The organism is Actinoplanes sp. NBC_00393 (assembly GCF_036053395.1).
In the GTDB taxonomy this organism is placed as follows: domain Bacteria; phylum Actinomycetota; class Actinomycetes; order Mycobacteriales; family Micromonosporaceae; genus Actinoplanes.
In genome coordinates, this window is record NZ_CP107942.1 from 11,289,915 (window position 1) to 11,307,716 (window position 17,802).

13 protein-coding genes are annotated in these 17,802 nt (G+C 70.8%); 6 read left to right on the plus strand and 7 right to left on the minus strand.

What is annotated here, in order from left to right:
- Nucleotide 1 precedes the first annotated feature (1 nt).
- From OHA21_RS52080 to OHA21_RS52100, 5 genes are all read left to right on the plus strand, one after another.
- Complete coding sequence (locus OHA21_RS52080) at nt 2-1,903, plus strand: DUF4082 domain-containing protein (protein WP_328468556.1); 1,902 nt, start codon at nt 2-4, stop codon at nt 1,901-1,903.
- 138 nt (nt 1,904-2,041) lie between these two features.
- The gene (locus OHA21_RS52085) at nt 2,042-2,908 is read left to right on the plus strand and encodes an EGFR-like transmembrane domain-containing protein (protein ID WP_328468558.1); all 867 of its coding nucleotides are present in this window, start codon (nt 2,042-2,044) and stop codon (nt 2,906-2,908) included.
- On the plus strand, nt 2,905-4,329 hold the full coding sequence (locus OHA21_RS52090) for an O-antigen ligase family protein (protein WP_328468561.1): 1,425 nt from the start codon (nt 2,905-2,907) through the stop codon (nt 4,327-4,329). The genes OHA21_RS52085 and OHA21_RS52090 overlap by 4 nt, the downstream gene beginning before the upstream one ends.
- Before the next feature lie 94 nt (nt 4,330-4,423).
- Nucleotides 4,424-8,071 (plus strand): DUF4082 domain-containing protein, encoded by a 3,648-nt coding sequence (locus tag OHA21_RS52095; RefSeq protein ID WP_328468563.1) that lies wholly within the window; start codon nt 4,424-4,426, stop codon nt 8,069-8,071.
- A gap of 2 nt (nt 8,072-8,073) precedes the next feature.
- Nucleotides 8,074-9,522 carry a lipopolysaccharide biosynthesis protein gene (locus OHA21_RS52100; RefSeq protein WP_328468565.1) on the plus strand — a complete coding sequence of 483 codons (1,449 nt, stop codon included), beginning with the start codon at nt 8,074-8,076 and terminating at the stop codon, nt 9,520-9,522.
- Nucleotides 9,523-9,530: 8 nt separating this feature from the next.
- Here the strand turns inward: OHA21_RS52100 and OHA21_RS52105 are convergent, their stop codons facing one another.
- Genes OHA21_RS52105 through OHA21_RS52120 form a run of 4 tightly spaced genes read right to left on the minus strand, consistent with a single transcriptional unit; the run spans nt 9,531 to nt 14,266 of the window.
- Nucleotides 9,531-10,784: a glycosyltransferase family 4 protein gene (locus OHA21_RS52105; RefSeq protein ID WP_328468567.1), complete on the minus strand. Its 1,254-nt coding sequence runs from the start codon at nt 10,782-10,784 to the stop codon at nt 9,531-9,533.
- Complete coding sequence (locus OHA21_RS52110) at nt 10,781-11,956, minus strand: glycosyltransferase (protein ID WP_328468569.1); 1,176 nt, start codon at nt 11,954-11,956, stop codon at nt 10,781-10,783. Before OHA21_RS52110 ends, OHA21_RS52105 begins: the two co-directional genes overlap by 4 nt.
- 19 nt (nt 11,957-11,975) lie before the next feature.
- Nucleotides 11,976-12,980 carry a hypothetical protein gene (locus OHA21_RS52115; RefSeq protein ID WP_328468571.1) on the minus strand — a complete coding sequence of 335 codons (1,005 nt, stop codon included), beginning with the start codon at nt 12,978-12,980 and terminating at the stop codon, nt 11,976-11,978.
- Nucleotides 12,981-12,988: 8 nt separating this feature from the next.
- A complete protein-coding gene (locus OHA21_RS52120; protein WP_328468572.1) occupies nt 12,989-14,266 on the minus strand; it encodes an MFS transporter in 1,278 nt (425 codons plus the stop codon).
- Between the two features lie 47 nt (nt 14,267-14,313).
- On the opposite strand from OHA21_RS52120, the gene OHA21_RS52125 reads away from it, so the two are divergent.
- Complete coding sequence (locus OHA21_RS52125) at nt 14,314-14,967, plus strand: class I SAM-dependent methyltransferase (RefSeq protein ID WP_328468574.1); 654 nt, start codon at nt 14,314-14,316, stop codon at nt 14,965-14,967.
- On the opposite strand, the gene OHA21_RS52130 is transcribed toward OHA21_RS52125, so the two are convergent.
- From OHA21_RS52130 to OHA21_RS52140, 3 genes are read right to left on the minus strand one after another with little or no spacing between them, the layout of a single operon-like run.
- Complete coding sequence (locus OHA21_RS52130; RefSeq protein ID WP_328468576.1) at nt 14,964-16,058, minus strand: DegT/DnrJ/EryC1/StrS family aminotransferase; 1,095 nt, start codon at nt 16,056-16,058, stop codon at nt 14,964-14,966. The two genes, OHA21_RS52125 and OHA21_RS52130, sit on opposite strands and share 4 nt — an antisense overlap.
- A complete protein-coding gene (locus OHA21_RS52135; protein WP_328468578.1) occupies nt 16,055-16,693 on the minus strand; it encodes an acetyltransferase in 639 nt (212 codons plus the stop codon). Before OHA21_RS52135 ends, OHA21_RS52130 begins: the two co-directional genes overlap by 4 nt.
- A complete protein-coding gene (locus OHA21_RS52140; protein WP_328468580.1) occupies nt 16,690-17,802 on the minus strand; it encodes a DegT/DnrJ/EryC1/StrS family aminotransferase in 1,113 nt (370 codons plus the stop codon). The genes OHA21_RS52135 and OHA21_RS52140 overlap by 4 nt, the downstream gene beginning before the upstream one ends.

The window sequence follows — 17,802 nt, forward strand, 5'->3', positions numbered from 1 at the left end:
ATTGAACAGCCAGCAAGTCGGGCGGCGCTGGAGGCCCGTCTTCACGATCGCCGCCGCCCTGACCATGTTGGTGGCTGCCACGGTCGTCACGGCGTATGCGGTCACCTCCAAGGCGGACACCTACTCGTTCTTCGCCGCCGAGGACGTGTCCGGGGTCACCGCCGACTCCGACACCCGGCCGGTCGAGCTGGGCCTCCGGTTCACCTCGGGCAGGGCCGGTGCGCTCACCGCGGTGCGTTTCCTCAAGGTCAACGGTGATCGCGGCGCACACCGGGTGACCGTGTGGTCCGGCAGCGGGCAGCGGCTCGCGACCGCGACCCCGGCACGGGAGAGCCGGTCCGGGTGGCAGCAGGTCGCCCTGTCCGCGCCGGTCCGCATCGAGGCCGGCCGGGAGTACGTGGTGTCCTACCACACGACGCGGTACCGGGCGTCGGCCGACTACTTCTCCGGGCGCGCCGTCCGGGCGGGGCCGCTGAGCACGGTGGGTGGCGGGCTCTATGCGTACGGGTCCGGGGGTTTCCCCACCCAGTCGTGGAAGGCCAGCAACTACTGGGTGGACGTGGTGTTCAAACCGGGTGCGAAACCGGCGCCCGCCCCGGCCGTCACCTCCGCGTCACCGGCCGCCCCCACCACACCGCCGTCCACCGCACCGAGCCTCAACCCGCCGTCGCCGTCCGTCTCCACCGCGCCGCCGGCCGGCAGCGCTGATCTCGCGCTACCCCGGGTGCCCTGGGAAGGCGGCCCGTCGTACTACGCACGCTTCGGCAAGAGCAACGCCGCGGACTGGCACGACCCGGGCTTCTTCCCGATCGGCGTGTGGTACGAGGGCGTCTACACGCAGGATGACGTGAGCAAGGACAAGGCCGTCGGGCTGAACACCTACGTGATGCTGACCAGCGGTTCGGACATGAACCTGATCGAGCGCAACGACATGCATGCGATGACCACCGACAACCGCAAGGACACCGGCGGCGAGACCACGGCCTGGATCATCAACGACGAGGTCGACATGTGGGGCGGGGCCGGCGACAGCAAGTGGACCGGCAAGTACCCCGGTGAGGGCCACCCATGCACCTCGGGCAAGTACGACTGCGGGTTCGACGTGATGGACCGCCTCTCCGCGGACCTGCCCGCCGGGACCGACCGGATGCGGTACGCCAACTTCGGCAAGGGCATCATGTTCTGGCAGAACAACGCCGACGCGAGCCGGTTCGTCAACGAGTGGACCACGGTCGTCTCCAACGACATCTACTGGTACACGGATCCGAACGTCTGCTACTCCTCCTCGGAGGGCCCGGCGATCGGGGTGCCCGAGGATGCCTGCCGCCGCTCCGCGAATTACGGGCTGACCATGGACCGGATGCGTGAGGTCGACGCGATGGACGGCAAGCGCCAGCCGATCTACGCGTTCGTGGAGGTGGGCCATCCCTTCGAGGGCAACGATTCGCCGACCATCACCAAGGAGCAGATCGCCGGCGCGGTGGTCAACTCGCTGATCCACGAGGCCCGCGGCATCCTCTACTTCAACCACAACTTCGGTAGTGACTGCATCTCGCAGCACGTCCTGCGCGACGCCTGCGGCACGGCGGTGCGCCCGGCCGTCACCGAGCTCAACCGGCGAATCAAAAGCCTGGCGCCGGTGCTCAACACGCAGTCGTTCCGCTGGCAGTTCAACCCGGCGCTGGACACCATGCTGAAGCAGTACGACGGGTCCTACTACGTGTTCGCGATGCCCGGCCGGACCGGCGGGACCGGGGAGCAGAAGCTGACCCTGCCCGAGGGGGTGTCCGGTGCCGAGGCCGAGGTGTTGTTCGAGAACCGGACGGTTCCGATCAGCGGTGGCACAGTCACCGATACCTTCGCCAAGGAGTTCTCGTATCACATCTACAAGATCACGCCATGATCCGGCGATCGTGGAATGTGGACAGCGCGTCTGTCGCCTGGTTGGCTGCCGGTAACGTGTTCGGCGCGTCACTCTCGGCACAGGGGCCGTCCGGTCGTGCCGTCGCTCGTATCCAGCCGCGCCTGCGAAGGGGCTGAAGTGGACTTTTGGGACCTTACCAAGCTGATGTTCCGGCGTTGGTATGTCTCCGTGCCCGCGGTCATGCTGGCCATCGGCGCCACCCTGTTCGTGGCGACCCGGGTGGAGCCCGACTACGTCGCGACGAGCTACGTGCAGCTCGTGCCGCCGGCGATCACCCCGAAGGCCAACGACGAGACCAAGGCGAGCGCCCGCAACCCGTGGCTGGACCTCGGACTGGCCTCCCTGACCAAAGCCGGGATGATCTCCGTGCAGGACAAGAAGATCGTCAAAGCGCTGAAGACCGCAGGGTACAGCGACGACTTCACGCTGACCCAGGATCCGCAACTGCCGATCCTCACCTTCGAGGTGATCGGCGACGACGAGGTCCAGGCGACGCAGACGTCCGAGCAACTCGTGAAGCGGTTCTCCGACAGCGTCGCCACGCTGCAGGACGAGTACGGCGCACCCAAGGAGCAGCTGATCACCGTACGGCGGCTCGACCTCGGCGACAACGTGGAGGAGTCCACGTCCAAGGTCAAGCGGGCGTTGATCGCCGTCGCCGCTGTCGGCGGTCTGCTCGCTGTGGCGCTGACCGTCGCGATCGACGCCTGGCTGCGCCGCCGAGACCGCAAGCGCGCCGACGGCGCCGTCGTGCCGGCCGCGGGCGAGCCCCCGGTGCGGCCGTCGGCGGTCGTGCCGATGTCCGAAGCGGTTCCGGTGCCGGCCAAGGTCGGTGCCGCGCACGACGACGGCGACGCGGAGCCGGAGAGGCGGGCGGTGGGCGAGGAGACGGCCAAGCTGGTGCCGACCGGCGAGGAGACCATCGTGCTGCCTTCGCCGACCTGGCAGTCGCGCAACAACCGCAACGGAAGCAAGCGTCCTTGAGCCTCGCTCCGGACACCACGGGCCTGCTGCTGTCACCTGCGGGCCCGTCGCCGCACCCGACCGACCTCGAGCCGTCCCTGGTCGGCTCGCGCACCTACCGCACCCGTCGGCGGTTCACCCGGATCGACGCGTCCGGGCTGCTGAGCATCATGATCTTCCTGCTCATGCTGATCCCGGCGCGGCTCATCCTGCAGAGTCTCAGCGATGTCGGCCGGCCCGCGGTGCTGTTCGCCATCGGCCTGTGGTGCTGGTGGGTGCTGGTGCGTTTCAACCCGCGGCTGATGGTGGGCGGGCCGCAGCCGATGCGCTGGATTGTGCTGATCTACCTGGTCGCACTACTGATCTCCTACGCCGCGGGTTACTGGCGTGGCCTGACGGCGATGGAGGCCAACGGCGCCGACCGGGCGATCCTCGCCGCACTCGCCTTCACCGGAGTGATTCTGACCGCAGCCGACGGCATCCCCAACTGGGACCGGTTGCGCGGTGTGCTGCGGACCCTGGTCTGGTGCGCCGGCGTCGTCGGCTTCCTGGGCCTGGTGCAGTTCGTGTTCTGGTTCGACTTCACCCAGTACATCGCTCTCCCCGGGCTGTCGTCCAACGGCGTCGAGCCGGGCTTCGAGCTGCGCGGTGGCGCGATCAGGGTGGCCAGCACCATGACGCACTACATCGAGTTCAGCACGGTGATGGCGATGAGCCTGCCGTTCGCCATCCATTTCGCCAGGTTCGCCCCGGCCCGGCACTCCCGGCAGCTGTTCATGGTGACGGCGCTGATCATCGCGGCGGCGATCCCGGCCACGGTGTCGCGCACCGGTTTCGTCGCGGTCGGGATCGCGCTGCTGGTGATGATCCCGGTCTGGACCTGGCGGATGCGCTACAACCTGGCCGTCATCGCGGTGACGCTGGTCGCCGGGCTGCTGGTGATGCGACCGGCGCTCGCCAACACGCTGCTCAACCTGTTTGCCGGCGCCGGTGAGGACTCCAGCATCACCGCCCGCACCAAGCGGTACGAGATGGTCGGCTACTACTTCTCGCAACGCCCGTGGTGGGGCCGGGGCACCGGCACCTGGATCTCCCCGCAGTACCAGTTCCTCGACAACCAGTGGCTCGCCCAGGCGCTGAGCACCGGCCTGATCGGGGTGGCCGCCCTGGCCTCGCTGCACCTGACCGCGATCGTCCTGGCCTTCGTCGCGTTGCGGCGCTCACCGAGCGGCGAGGACCGGCATCTGTGTGCCGCGCTGATCGCGACGCAGCTGATCGCGCTCGTGGTGGCGGCCTTCTTCGACTCGCTGAGCTTCAGCACGTACACCATGGTTCTGGCACTGATGGTGGGGCTCACCGGGGCGGTGTGGCGGTTGACCCACCCGGCCCGGGTCGTGCGGACCACCCTGCCTCTCAGGTCGGCTGGTCCGCTGTCCAACTGACGACAGTGGACGGTGGCCGAACGGTTGAACACTCGCAGTGATCCTAGGGTTACGGTCACTCCGCGGACTGTCCGGGACACACGTGGGGGTCGATGTGAGCAGGTCGTCAAGGACGCTCGCCGCGCTGACAGCGGTCGTGCTGATCGGGGCCGGGGCTCTGCCTCCGCGATCCGCCACGGCCGCACTCGCCGATCCGTGTGCCCCGGTGCTCAACCCGATCGTCTGCGAGAACAGCAAGGACGGCACGTCGCACGAGGAGTGGGACATCCTCGGCGCCGGCGACGACTCGATCCAGGGCTTCGCCACCGACATCAGCGTCAACGCCGGCTCGACGATCAACTTCAAGATCGCTACCGACGCCGCGTCGTACACGATCGACGTCTACCGGCTGGGGTGGTATGACGGCGACGGCGCCCGCAAGATCACGCCGTTGACGCCGAACCTGTCCGTTGCCAACTCCCCGGACGACTGCGCCACCAACACGCAGACCGCCATCTTCGACTGCGGCGGCTGGGCCGTCTCGGCGTCCTGGGCGGTCCCGGCCGCTCAGGTCTCCGGCGTCTACATCGCGAAGCTGCGGCGCCCGGACACCGGCGGCGCCAGCCACATCACGTTCATCGTGCGCAACGACGCCAGCACCTCGGACCTGTTCTTCCAGACCTCCGACGCCACCTGGCAGGCCTACAACCTGTACGGCGGGGCCGACTTCTACGAGGGCGGGGAGAACGGGCGGGCCTACAAACTGAGCTACAACCGGCCGTTCGCCACCCGCGGCGCGATGGAGGGCCGTGACTTCCTGTTCAGCGCGGAGTATCCGATGCTGCGGTTCCTGGAACGCAACGGATACGACATCAGCTACACGACGAACGTCGACAGCGACCGGCGCGGCCAGCTCATCCAGAACCACAAGGTCTTCATCACCAACGGCCACGACGAGTACTGGTCGGCCGCCCAGCGTGCGCACGTCGAGGCGGCCCGGGACGCCGGTGTGCACCTCGCCTTCTTCAGCGGCAACGACGTGTACTGGCGGACCCGCTGGGAGCCGAGCACGGCGGGGCCGACCACCCAGTTCCGGACCCTGGTCTGCTACAAGGAGACCTGGTCGGACACCGACGAGCTCGACCCCACCGCCGAGTGGACCGGCACCTGGCGCGACCCGCGGTTCAGCCCGCCCGCGAACGGCGGCGGCAACCCGGAGAACGCGCTGATCGGTACGGCCTACATGGCCAACTCGACCGACCTGCCGATGACGGTGCCGGCCGCACAGGGCAAGTACCGGCTGTGGCGCGAGACCACCGTCGCCGGACTGTCCTCCGGGATGGCGACCCTCGCCCCGCACACCGTGGGCTACGAGTCGAACGAGGACCTGGACAACGGCTTCCGGCCCGCCGGACTGATCCGGCTCTCCACCACCGTGGGCCCGACCCCGGAGTACCTGCTGGATTTCGGCAAACAGGTCGCGCCGGGCACCACCACCCACTCCATGACCCTCTACCGGGCGCCCAGCGGAGCGCTGGTGTTCTCGGCCGGCACCATCCAGTGGTCCTGGGGCCTGGACACCTACCACGACGGCGCGGTCGCCCCGGTCGACGAGCGGATGCAGCAGGCCACCATCAACCTGTTCGCCGACATGAACGTGCAGCCTGACACCCTGATGAGCGAGCTGGAGCCGGTTTCGGCCTCCACCGACACCACCGCGCCGACCGTGTCGATCACCTCGCCCGCGTCCACCACCACGGTTGCCAACGGCACGAAGGTGACCCTCAGCGGCACCGCGAGCGACGTCGGTGGCCGGGTCGCCGGGGTCGAGGTCTCCACCGACGCGGGCGCCACCTGGCACCCGGCCACCGGGACGAGCTCCTGGTCGTACTCGTGGTACACCACCGGGCTCAGCGCCCAGGTGGCGAGGGTGCGTGCCATCGATGACAGCGTCAACATCGGCGCACCCGCCACCCGGCAGTTCACCCTGACCGGCAAGAACACCCTGTTCGGTGCGAGGGTCCCGGCGAACACCTCGACGAACGACTCGACGGCCCTCGAGCTGGGCGTCAAGTTCGTCCCTGAGGTGCAGGGCTTCGTCACGGCGATCCGGTTCTACAAGGGTGCCGGCAACACCGGGACGCACACCGGCAGCCTCTGGTCGTCCACCGGCGACCGGCTGGCGCACGGCACGTTCACCGACGAGACCGCCAGCGGCTGGCAGACCCTCAAACTCACGCGGCCGGCCGAGGTGCAGGCCGGCCAGACCTACGTGGTGTCGTACTACGCACCGGTCGGCCACTACGCCGCCGACGCCCGGGCCTTCAGCCTCACCGACTGGAAGGCGTCGCCACTCACCGTGCGCCGGTCGGCGACGGCCGGGGGCAACGGCGTCTTCGGGTACGGCGCGGGCTTCCCCACGCGGACCTACGCCGACACCAACTACTACGTCGACGTGCAGTTCGTCTCCAGTGAGAACGCGCCGCCGTCCGCCGTCTCGACCACGCCACTGCACAACGCCAGCGGTGTCGAGGCCGGGGTGCATCCTTCGGTGGTCTTCACCAAGGCGCTGAACCCGGCGACGCTGACGTTCATCGTGGAGGACTCCACCGGGGCGCCGGTGGCCGGCTCGTTCGGGTACACCGCGGCGACGAAGAGCGCCACGTTCATCCCGTCTGTGCCGTTCACCGCGGCCAGCCGGTACACGGCCCGGGTCACGGCGACCGACACGAACGGCATCACCACTGAGGAACCGGTCGAGTGGAGCTTCACCATCGACCTGAACCCGTCGGTGAAGAAGCTGTTCGCCACCGGCGCGACACCGCAGGTGGCCAGCAGCGACGACGCCGCGCCGGTGGAACTGGGCGTCAAGTTCGTCCCGTTGACCAGCGGCAAGATCATCGGCTTGCGGTACTACCAGGGGCCCGGCAACACCGGCACCCACACCGGGACGCTGTGGTCGGCGGCCGGCAGTGTCATCCGGCAGGTCACCTTCGGGCCGGGCTCCGGTAACGGCTGGCAGACCGCAGCCTTCGACAGCCCGGTCGACGTGGTGGCCGGCGGCAGCTACGTGATCTCCTACTTCGCGCCGAACGGCGGGTACGCGTACACCCCGGGCTTCTTCACCGCGGCGCACACCAACGGCCCGCTGCGGGCGCCTGCCGGCGCCAACGGCGTTTACCGGTACGGCTCGTCCGGGTTCCCGACCCAGACCTACAACTCGGCCAACTACTGGGTGGACCCGTTGTTCCTGCCGGAGGACGGTCCCGGCACGACACCGGAACCGCCGGAGGGTGTGAACGTCTTCGCCGTGAACGCCGTGCCCGCCACACCAGACTTCGACGACGATGATCCGATCAACGTCGGCATGAAGTTCATCCCCGACGTCGATGGGACGGTCACCGGCCTGCGGTTCTACAAGGGCCCGGCGAACACCGGCACGCACACCGGCGCGTTGTGGGAGGCGGACGGCGACCCGCTCGCGTCGGCGGTCTTCGGCCAGGAGACCGCGTCCGGCTGGCAGTCCGTGCGTTTCGCGGCAGCCGTCGAGGTCACTGCCGGCACGACGTACGTGGTCAGCTACCACACCGCGGTGGGCCAGTACGCGGCCGACATCAACGGGTTCGCCCAGGCCGGCGTGATCGCGCCACCGTTGCGGGTGCCGCAGGGCGGCGGCATGTACGGCTACGGCACCAGTGGCTTCCCCGGGTCGGCGACCAACCACAACTTCTGGGTGGACGTCTACTTCCAGCCGGAGCAGTAGGGATGACGCAGACCGCCGAAGACGACAAACCGCTTGCCGCCCGCGCCGGGCGGGCCCTGGGATGGAGCTTCGCCAGCACCGCTCTGGCCCGCCTCGGCACCCTGGCCATCGGCATCGCGCTGGCCAGGATCCTCGGGCCGCAGGAGTTCGGCACGTTCGCGGTGGCAATGGTCGCGCTGCTCGCCGTTCTCAGCTTCAACGAGCTGGGGGTGAGCCTGGCGATCGTGCGGTGGCCGGGGGAGCCGCACACGATCGTGCCGACGGTCGCCACCATCTCGGTCGTTTCCAGCGTGCTGGTCTACGCCGGCTGCTACCTGGGCGCTCCCGCCTTCGCGGAACTCATGGGCGATCCCGGTGCCACCCCGGTGGTCCGGGTTCTGGCGCTCTGCGTGCTCGTCAACGGTGTGGTCGCCGCGCCGGCCGCGCTGCTGCAGCGCCATTTCCGGCAGGACCGCAAGATGGTCGCCGACCAGGTCACCACCTGGCTGGGAGCGTTCGTCTCGATCAGCTGCGCCCTCGCCGGGTTCGGTGCGATGAGCCTGGCGGTCGGCCAGCTCACCGGCGCCCTGGCGGGCGGTGTGCTGCTCGCCGTGTTCGCGCCCCAGGGTCTGCGCCCCGGCTTCGACCCCGGGACCGCCCGCGCGCTGCTGCGCTTCGGCCTGCCGCTGGCCGGCTCCAGCATCATCGTCTTCGCGGTCGCCAACATCGACCGGCTGATCGTCGGCGCCGTCCTCGGCCCGGTGCCGCTGGGTTTCTATGTGCTGGCCGTCAACCTGGCGAACTGGCCGGTCACCATGTTCTCCCAGCCGGTCCGCCAGGTCGCGCCGGCCGCGCTGGCACGACTGCAGGGCGATCCACCGGCCATGCGCCAGGCCTTCCTGTCCACCGCCGGCCTGCTCACCTCGATCACCCTGCCGGTCTGCGTGCTGCTCGCCGTCGCCGCCGAACCGCTGATCGGTCTGGTCTACGGGGCAGCGTGGGGCCCGGCCGCCGCCGTGCTGCCCTGGCTGGGTCTGCTCGGTGCGTTGCGGATCGTCTTCGAGCTGGTCTACGACTATTTCGTCGTTCTCGCCAACACCAGGGTGGTCTTCACGATCCAGGTGGTGTGGCTGCTGGTTCTGCTGCCGGCTGTCTACCTGGGCGCCCGGTCCGGTGGATCGGCGGGCGCGGCGGCCGCACAGTTCGCTGTCGCCCTGCTGGTGGTGCTGCCGCTCTACCTCTACGAACTGCGCCGCACCGGCATCGCACCCGGTGCTTTCCTGTCCCGGCTCGTGGTCCCGGTACTCGGTGCCGTCCTCGCCGCCGGACTGGCCTACCTGGCCGGCACAGCTGTGCGGCCCGACCTGGCGGCACTGGCCGTGATGGGTGCGGCCGGCGCGGCGGTGGTGGCCGCCCTGCTCTACCGCACCCGGCACGACCTGCGCTCACTGCGCTCGATGCAGCCGGCCTGATCGGCCGGTCAGCGCTTCATCGCCTGCTGGGCGAGGGTCGCCACGTTGAAGTCGTCACGGCGCTGCGTGCCGCGTACCGCCGTGATCTTGCGGTTGACCTTGTAGGTGAACAACCCGGCGGCAGCGCGTGCCGCCACTGCGGCACGCGGCACCAGGCCCGCCCCGGCCCGGCGGTCGGCGATCGCCCGCTCGTAGATGTCGAGCTGGCTGCGGGCCGCCTTCTGCAGGCTGAAACGCTCAACGGCCAGGTCCCGGCCGTAGGAACCCAGCTTGGCCCGCAGTGGCGCGTCGTCGAGCAGGCGCAGCAGATGCTGGGTCAGCCGTTCGGCGCCGCCGGTACCGTCACCCAGGCCGTACCAGCCCTGTTGCAGGAACAGGTTCACGGTGTCCGGCGTGAGCAGTTCCCAGAAGCCGCGCTCACCCTGGACCACCAGCGGGCGGCCGAACGACAGGGCCCGCAGCGCCGAGCTGCCCATGCCCAGCATGATGTCCGCTGCGGCGTAGACCGGCCTCGGGTCCCGCAGCTCCCCGGTGAGGACCACAGCCCGCCGTCCGGCACGGGCGTTGGCGGCCGCGGCCCGCCGTTCGACTTCCTCGCGGGCGATGCCGTCACCAGCGATGATCAACCGGACGGGCCGTGTGCACCCCACCTCGCCCACCACGTCGATCGCGGTCAGCACGCCTTCCAGTTTGAGCTCGGGCACCAGCCGGCTGACCACCGCGATGTCGATCGTGGTCTCGTCACGATCCAGCCGGTACTCGGCGCGGAACCGGTCGACCGGATGGTCCGGCGCATTGGCGTCGACGTCGACCGGCGGCTCGATCAGATAGACCGGGCCGGGCCGGCGGTCGGCGGCGTGCGCTCGCAGCGCCTCGGTCCCCACGACCAGGGGCATGGTGGCGGGCAGGAACGGGGCGACCGCCATCGACATGATGGTGCAGACCGCCGCGGTGTCCCGGACCGGAAAGGCGGCGGCGGCGCAATCCAGGGCCGGTGGCCACTCGTAGCCGTGCACGATGTCCAGGGACCGTTCGCGGATCAGGCCACGGATCTGCCGGGCGACCTTCGGCGAAGGACGTTTACGGTTGGCGGGCAGCGGAAGATGTTCCAGGCCGAGCTGGGTGACCAGTTCGACGAGCGGGCCGTGCTCGCCGATCACGGCGACCTCGTGGCCCATGTCGCGGATCGCCGCGCCGAGTTCGATGGCGTTGATCTGGCTGCCGCCGATCTCCATGGCGTGCGGGTAGACGAGGATTCTCACCGGATCGCTCCTGTCGTGGTGATGGCGGCCAGCCCGGCGAGCACCCGGGCCCGGTCCGCCCAGGCGTGCCGGCCGGCGAACTCGCGGCGCCGCCGTACGTCGTCGCTGGTGCGCGGCCGGTTCAGGGCCTGGCGGGTCGCCTCGGCGAAGGCGGCCGGGCCGGCCGCCTCGGTGATCAGATCGGTGCTGAGCCACCGGTTGGCCGGCAGCGGCGTGGAGACCACGTCACGGCCCGCGGCCAGATACTCCAAGGTCTTGATCGGAAAGCTGGCCTGGTTGAACGGGTTGTCGGCGTACGGGGTGAGCCCGACGTCGATGACCCGCAGGTAGCCGGGCAGGTCGGCGTACGGCTTGGGCCCGGTGTGGCACACGTTCGGCCGGGCGGCGAGCGCGGTGAACCGGGCGGGCTGGTAGCCGGCGGCCACCGGCCCGACGATCAGCAGCGAGTCGCCGGTGTCGGCGACCGCCTCCAGCAGGCCGAGGTCGATCCGGTCGTTGATGTGGCCGACGAATCCCGCTACCGGGCCGGGCAGTTGGGCGTCCTCCGGGACCGGCACGGAGTCGGCCGCGGCGTACACCTCCGGCACACAGCCGGTGGGCACCACTGTGGCGGTGACGCCTGCCTCCGCGTACCTCTCCTGCAGCGGCAGCGAAACGGTCGCGACCGCCTGGGCGCGCCGCAGGATGGCCGCCTCCTGGGCGGCGAGTCGCCGGCGCGGGATGCCGATCAGGTCGGCGCCGGCCACCAGATCGTCGGTGGCGTAGAAGACCGTGCGGCGGGCCGGAACCGCGTGCAGCAGGTTCTCCACCCGGGTGCTGATCAGCGCGGCGATCGGGGTGCCGGGGGAGCCGTACAGCCGGTCGACGGCGTCGCGGACGGCCCGGCGCATCAGCGGTGGGACCAGATGCCGGGTGCCGGGCCGGTACATGCCGGGGGTGACCCGGGGAACCAGACGGTCGAGGCCGGCCCGGACGGTGGTGAGCGGCGGGGTGTTCCACGAGGTGCCCCGTTCCGGGTCGCGCAGCCGGGTCAGCGCGGACACCGGCGGGTCGACGTAGAGCACCGGTGTCAGCCGGCTCAACTCGTCGGCGATGTGCCGGTCGGTGCCGGCGGGCCCGTCGTACGGGGTTCCCGCGAGGTAGACCACCAATCGGTCACGGGTCGGCGTCACGTCGTTTCCTTCCTCTGCCTCACCTGATCACCGCGGGGGACCAGGCGTCGTGGACGAGCACCGCCGGTGCTCCCGAGCCGTCCGCGGGCACCTGCCAGATGTCGCTGGTGGCGGTGCCCGGGGTGGTGCGGGCCAGCCCGTAGAGCACGGTCCGGTCGTCGAGCCACTCGACCTGGTCGTCGACGCTGCGGGTCTCCGCCAGGACGGTCTCGGCGCCGGTGCGCAGATCGTGAACGGCAAGACGCCACTGTCCGGCCGGCAGGTCGCCGTGCTTCTTGAAGGCGACCCTGGTGCCGTCGGGCGACAGCGACGGGCACTCGACGTCACTCCTCAGCGCGGTCACCGTACGGCCGCTCAGGCTTCCCTCGACCAGCCAGGTCCTCCCGCCGGACGCGGCCGTCGCGTAGAACCGGTCGTGGTCGGCGAACGTGACGCCCCAGAGGTTCTTGTCGACCGCTGTGATCGCCCTGCCGTCCACGGTGAGCGTGAACTTCTCGATGTCGCCGACCACTTCGCCGGCGGTGCGGCTGACGACGGTCCGGGTGGAGAACTGGCCCGGATTCGCATATGAGTCGCCGAAGACGAACGTCGTGGTCGCCACGAGCGATCCGTCCCGCGAAAGCCGGGCGCGGCTGGGGATTCCGGTCAGCGGCAGGTCCCGCTCGGGTGCCCAGTCGCTGTCGAGCAGCCGCGCCTGGTAGGTGGTCACCAGCCCGCGTTTGGCGGAGAGGCAGACGGCGTCGGCCGCGGTCGCGTACACCCGCTCGCAGGAAGCGCTGGTGAACGCCCGCGGGCCGTCCGGATCGTCCAGCGCGACCAGTGCGACCTTGCCGTACCCCTGGCCCAGCGCGGTGTTGCGGAACACCAGATGCGGTCCGGCCCGCAGATCCGCGGTGTTCCCACCGGTCGCGACGCCGGGCGCCCGGGCTGCGGTCTCGGCCTGGCCCTGCCGCACGTTCCAGACGTATCCGCCGGCGCCCAGCAGAGCCGCGGCCAGAATCGCGGTCAGCAGTACGATGCGCATTCGCAGACTCACTCCGGGACCTCGTCCCGGTCGGTGCCGCGCAGCAGCCAGCCGGCCACGGGGATCGCCACGGCGAGGAGCACCGCGAACTGCACCAGCGAGGTGCCTGGGCCCTGCAGGCTCCACAGCACCCCGAACAGCAGGGACGAGGCGAAGCGGGCCAGTGCCACCACGGTCTGCCCGGCCGCGATGCCGGTGCCTCGTGCCTGCGCGGGGACCAGCCGGCTGACGAGGGCGGGCAGCACACCGTCGGTGGCCGCGTAGAAGACGCCGAGCAGCAGCAGGACCGCCAGGGTCAGCCCCACCCCGCCGGCCGGCAGCGCGGCCAGCAGGTAGCAGGTGAGCAGGGCGGCGTGGCCGGCCACCAGCACACGGGCGCGGCCGATGCGGTCGGCGAGCCGGCCCAGGGGTACGGCCAGTGCCAGGTAGGCGACGTTCGTACCGACGTAGAGCAAGGGGAACCAGCCTGCCGCGAAGTCGTCGCGCTCCTGCAGGGACAGGTAGAGGAAACCGTCACCGACCGTCAGCAGGCCCAGTACCCCGGCGGCGATCAGCGGACGCCGCAGCCGGGGCCCGCCCACCGCGCGCATCACCCGGCGCAACCCGATCCGGGCGGTGCCGGTGCGGGTGCGCAGGTTCGGCACGAACAGCACCAGCACGGCGAGGCCGACCAGCGCGAAGGCGAACGACACCACGAAGATCGAGTCGTAGCTACCGGGCACGCTCGCGAGCAGCGCGAACGCGACCAGGGGGCCGAGCGCCGCACCGATCGTGTCCAGGGTGCGGTGGACACCGAACGCCCGCCCGAGCGTCCGCGGGTCGGACGCCTCCGCGATCAGCGCGTCGCGGGGCGCGGTCCGCAGCCCCTTGCCGAGCCGGTCGGCGGTGATCACGGCGGTGATCGCGGCGAACCCAGTGGCCGGGAGCATCGCGATCCGGCTGAGGGCGGACGCGCCGTACCCCAGAGCCGCGACCCACTTCGGCTGCCCGCCACGGTCCCCGGCGTAGCCGCCCGCGATCCGCAGGAAGGCGCTGACGCCCTGGTAGATGCCGTCCAGGAAGCCGTACGCCACCGGGCTGAGCCCGACCACGGCCGTGAGATACAGGGGCAGCACCGACGCCACCATCTCCGACGACACGTCGGTCAGCAGGCTGACCACACCAAGCAGCACGACCGTGGCGGAGACCCGGCGGGTGACTGCCCCGGCCGCGTCCCTGCCCGGTCGATCCCGCAGCGTCACATACACCTCATCGCCGCCCTTCGCCGACGGCCAATGTGGACGCACCGTTAGGGTTTGCGCGTCGGCTTCGGTGACAGCGCACGGGGGACGCCATGGCGATCGGGCACAGGGTGCGGGCACGGCTGGCGGACGGACCTGGATCACTCGGGCACGCTGCCCGGCGGCGCCGGGCAGCGAAACTGGTCGAGACGTTCCCGGGCCTGGCCGGCATGCGGGTGCTCGACCTAGGCGGCGAACCGCTGTTCTGGCGCGGTTTCCCGGTGCGGCCCGCGCACGTCACGGTGCTCAACCTCCTGTCGTTCGACGCCGCGGAGCCGTGGATCGACGCTGTGACCGGCGACGCCTGCGACCCGCCGGCCGCGGTGACGAGACGCAGGTTCGACCTGGTCGTCTCCAACTCGGTGATCGAGCACGTCGGCGGCCACGTCCCCCGGCAACGATTCGCCGAGGTGGTGCTGCGGGCCGCCGACCGGCACTGGGTGCAGACTCCGTACCGGTACTTTCCGGTGGAGCCGCACTGGGTGTTTCCGGGCATGCAGTTCCTGCCGTTGCGCGTGCGCGCCGAAGTGACCCGCCGCTGGCCGTTGAGCCCCGGGCGAGCCGGCGATCTGCCCGAGGCCGTCGCCAACGCCGCCTCCGTCGAGTTGCTGTCGCTCACCGAGATGCGCGCCTACTTCCCGGACTCTTACCTCTGGTACGAACGTGCCGTCGGTTTGATCAAGTCGGTGACCGCGGTCCGTGCCTAGCGCAGCGCCGCGGCCAGTTGCTCGGCCACCCGGGCCTGCTGGTCCGCCGTGATCTGCGGATAGATCGGCAGCGACAACAGCTCCGGCGCGACCGCCTCAGCGTGCGGGAACGAGCCGCCGAGATGGGCGAACGCCCCGGTCCGGTGCACCGGAATCGGATAGTGGATCGCCGCACCGATACCGGCCGCGTTCAGTTTCGCCAGCACGTCGTCGCGGCGCGGCACCCGTACGCAATAGATGTGCCAGACATGCTCGTTGCCCTCGAGCGTCACCGGCAGCACCACGTCGTCGAGACCGGCCAGCAGATGGTGATACCGCGCCGCCGCGGCCCGCCGCTGATCGTTCCAGCCGGCCAGCCTCGCCAGTTTGGCCCGCAGCACGACCGCCTGCAGACCGTCCAGCCGGCTGTTCACCCCGATCAGGTCGTGGTGATATTTGCGCAGCCCACCATGGCTGCCCAGGGTGCGAACCGTGGTGGCCCACTGCTCGGACGCCGTGGTGACCGCACCCGCATCGCCGTAGGCGCCCAGGTTCTTCCCCGGATAGAAACTGGTCGCGGCGATCCCGTCGGCCCCGGAGCCGCGACCGTGCCGGGTGGCGCCCTGCGACTGCGCGGCGTCCTCCACGATGGCGACATCGCGCCCGCCGAGGCCGTTGCGAAGCTCCTCCACGGGCGCGAGCTGGCCGTAGAGATGGACCGGCACGATCGCGCGGGTGGCCGGGGTGACGGCGGCCAGCGCCGCCTCCACATCGATCAGATAGGTCTGCGGGTCGCAGTCGACCAGCACGACGGCAGCGCCGGCCCGGGCGACCGCCTCCGCGGTGGCGATGAACGTGTTCGCCGGCAGGATCACCTCGGCGCCCGGCCCGACGCCGACCGCCCGCAACGCCAGCTCCAGCGCGTCGGTGCCGTTGGCGACGCCGACACAGTGCGGCAGCCCGGAGAACGCCGCGTACTCCTGCTCGAACGCGGCCACCTCGGCGCCGCCGACGAACGCAGTCTCGGCCAGGACGCGCTTGAATCCGGTCTCGACCTCGGCGGCCACCTCGGCGTGGGCGGCGGCCAGGTCGACGAGCGGGATTCGGCTCATGAAGTCAGCTCCTTGCGCAGTAGACGGGCGGGACTGCCGGCCCAGACCTCGCCGGGCGGCACGTCGTGCAGCACCACGGAACCCATGCCGATCAGCGAGCCGGCACCGACGGTCACACCCTCACGGATCAGGGCGCCGGCCCCCACGTAGGCGCCGGGCGCCAGCACCGCGCCGCCACCGAGGCGTACGCCGGACGCGATGGTCACGTAGTCACCCACCCGGTCGTCGTGGGTGAGCACGGCCTGCGGCATGACCGCCACGTGCGCGCCCACGACGACGTCGGCGGTCAGCACCGTGCCGGCCAGCAGCACGCTGCCCGGGCCGACGCTGCTGCCCAGGCCCACGTCGGCGGACGGGTGCACGACCGTCGCGTACCGGTCGGCGGGCAGGCCGAGGCGTTCGACGATGCGCCGCCGCGCGGTGAAGTTGCGCGGATTGCCCACGCACACCACGACGGCGGCGTCCGTCTTCAGCACACTGTCGACCGGGCCGAGCACCGGCAGCCCGGACCGGACCGTCCCGTGCAGGGCCGGGTCGTCGTCGACGAAGCCCAGCGTCCGCAGGCCGGCGGCGGCCGCGGCCGAGGCGGTCTCCCTGGCGAAACCGCCCGCCCCGACGATGACCAGGTCCTTCACCGGGCGGCCAGCTCCCGCAGGACGCCGGCGATGTGCTGCTGGTCGTCGTCGGTGAGCCGGTGGTGCAGCGGCAGGATCAGCGACTCCCGGGTGATCCGCTCGGTGACCGGCAGCGGGGCCGGGGTCACGTCCGCGTACGCCGGTTCCAGATGTGCCGCCATGATGCCGCGCCGCGCCGAGACACCCCGTTCGGCCAGCACCGACAGCACCTCGTCGCGGCCGACCGGGAAACCGTCGAGCAGGACCCAGAACGACTGGTAGTTGGTCTGCCCGTACGCCGGGTCCCGTACCGGAACCAGACCGTCGATGTCGGCCAGCAGCTCGTGGTAGCGGGCGGCGAGCTCCCGGCGCTGGGCGACCAGGCCGGGCAGCCGGCCGAGCTGCACCAGACCGACCGCGGCCTGGATGTCGGTCATCCGGTAGTTGTAGGCGGTCTCCAGGTACGCCTCGAGCACCGGCTGCGCGCTCCTGTGCCGGTCGGCCGCGGACACGTTCATGCCGTGTTCCCGCAGCCTGCGCAGCCGCGCCGCCGCCTCCGGGTCGTCGACGGTGATCATGCCACCCTCACCGGTGGTGATCAGTTTGCGCGGGTGGAACGACCACGCGGCCACCGCGGCGCCGGTTCCGGCGGGTTCCCCGTACGCCGAAGAACCTGCCGCGCAGGCGGCGTCCTCGACCAGGCCGACCCCCCACCCGGCCGTTGCCTTACGCAGCGCGGCCGTGTCGAACGGCACGCCACCCTGATGCACCGCGATGACCGCCCGGGTCCGCGGGGTGCGCACCGCGTCGATCGTCTCCACGGTGACGTTCCCGGTGGCCAGGTCGACGTCGGCGAAGACCGGCGTCGCCCCGACGTAGCGGACCGCGTTGGCGGTGGCGATGAACGACAGCGACGGCACGATCACCTCGTCGCCGGGACCGATGTCGAGCAGCACCAGCGCCAGGTGCAGCCCGGTGGTGCAGGAGCTGACCGCGACACCGTGCCCGGCGCCGACCGCGGCCGCGAACTCCTGCTCGAAGCGGGCGACGCGCGGCCCCTGCGCGACCCAGCCGGAGCGGATCGCCTCGGCAGCGGCCTGCGCCTCCTCCTCGCCGAGCTGAGGAATCAT

Coding starts and splice junctions, on each gene's coding strand:
- OHA21_RS52100 (WP_328468565.1), top strand. CDS start 8,074: ATGACGCAGACCGCCGAAGACGACAAACCGCTTGCCGCCCGCGCCGGG.
- OHA21_RS52115 (WP_328468571.1), bottom strand. CDS start 12,980: ATGCGCATCGTACTGCTGACCGCGATTCTGGCCGCGGCTCTGCTGGGC.
- OHA21_RS52125 (WP_328468574.1), top strand. CDS start 14,314: ATGGCGATCGGGCACAGGGTGCGGGCACGGCTGGCGGACGGACCTGGA.
- OHA21_RS52130 (WP_328468576.1), bottom strand. CDS start 16,058: ATGAGCCGAATCCCGCTCGTCGACCTGGCCGCCGCCCACGCCGAGGTG.
- OHA21_RS52140 (WP_328468580.1), bottom strand. CDS start 17,802: ATGATTCCTCAGCTCGGCGAGGAGGAGGCGCAGGCCGCTGCCGAGGCG.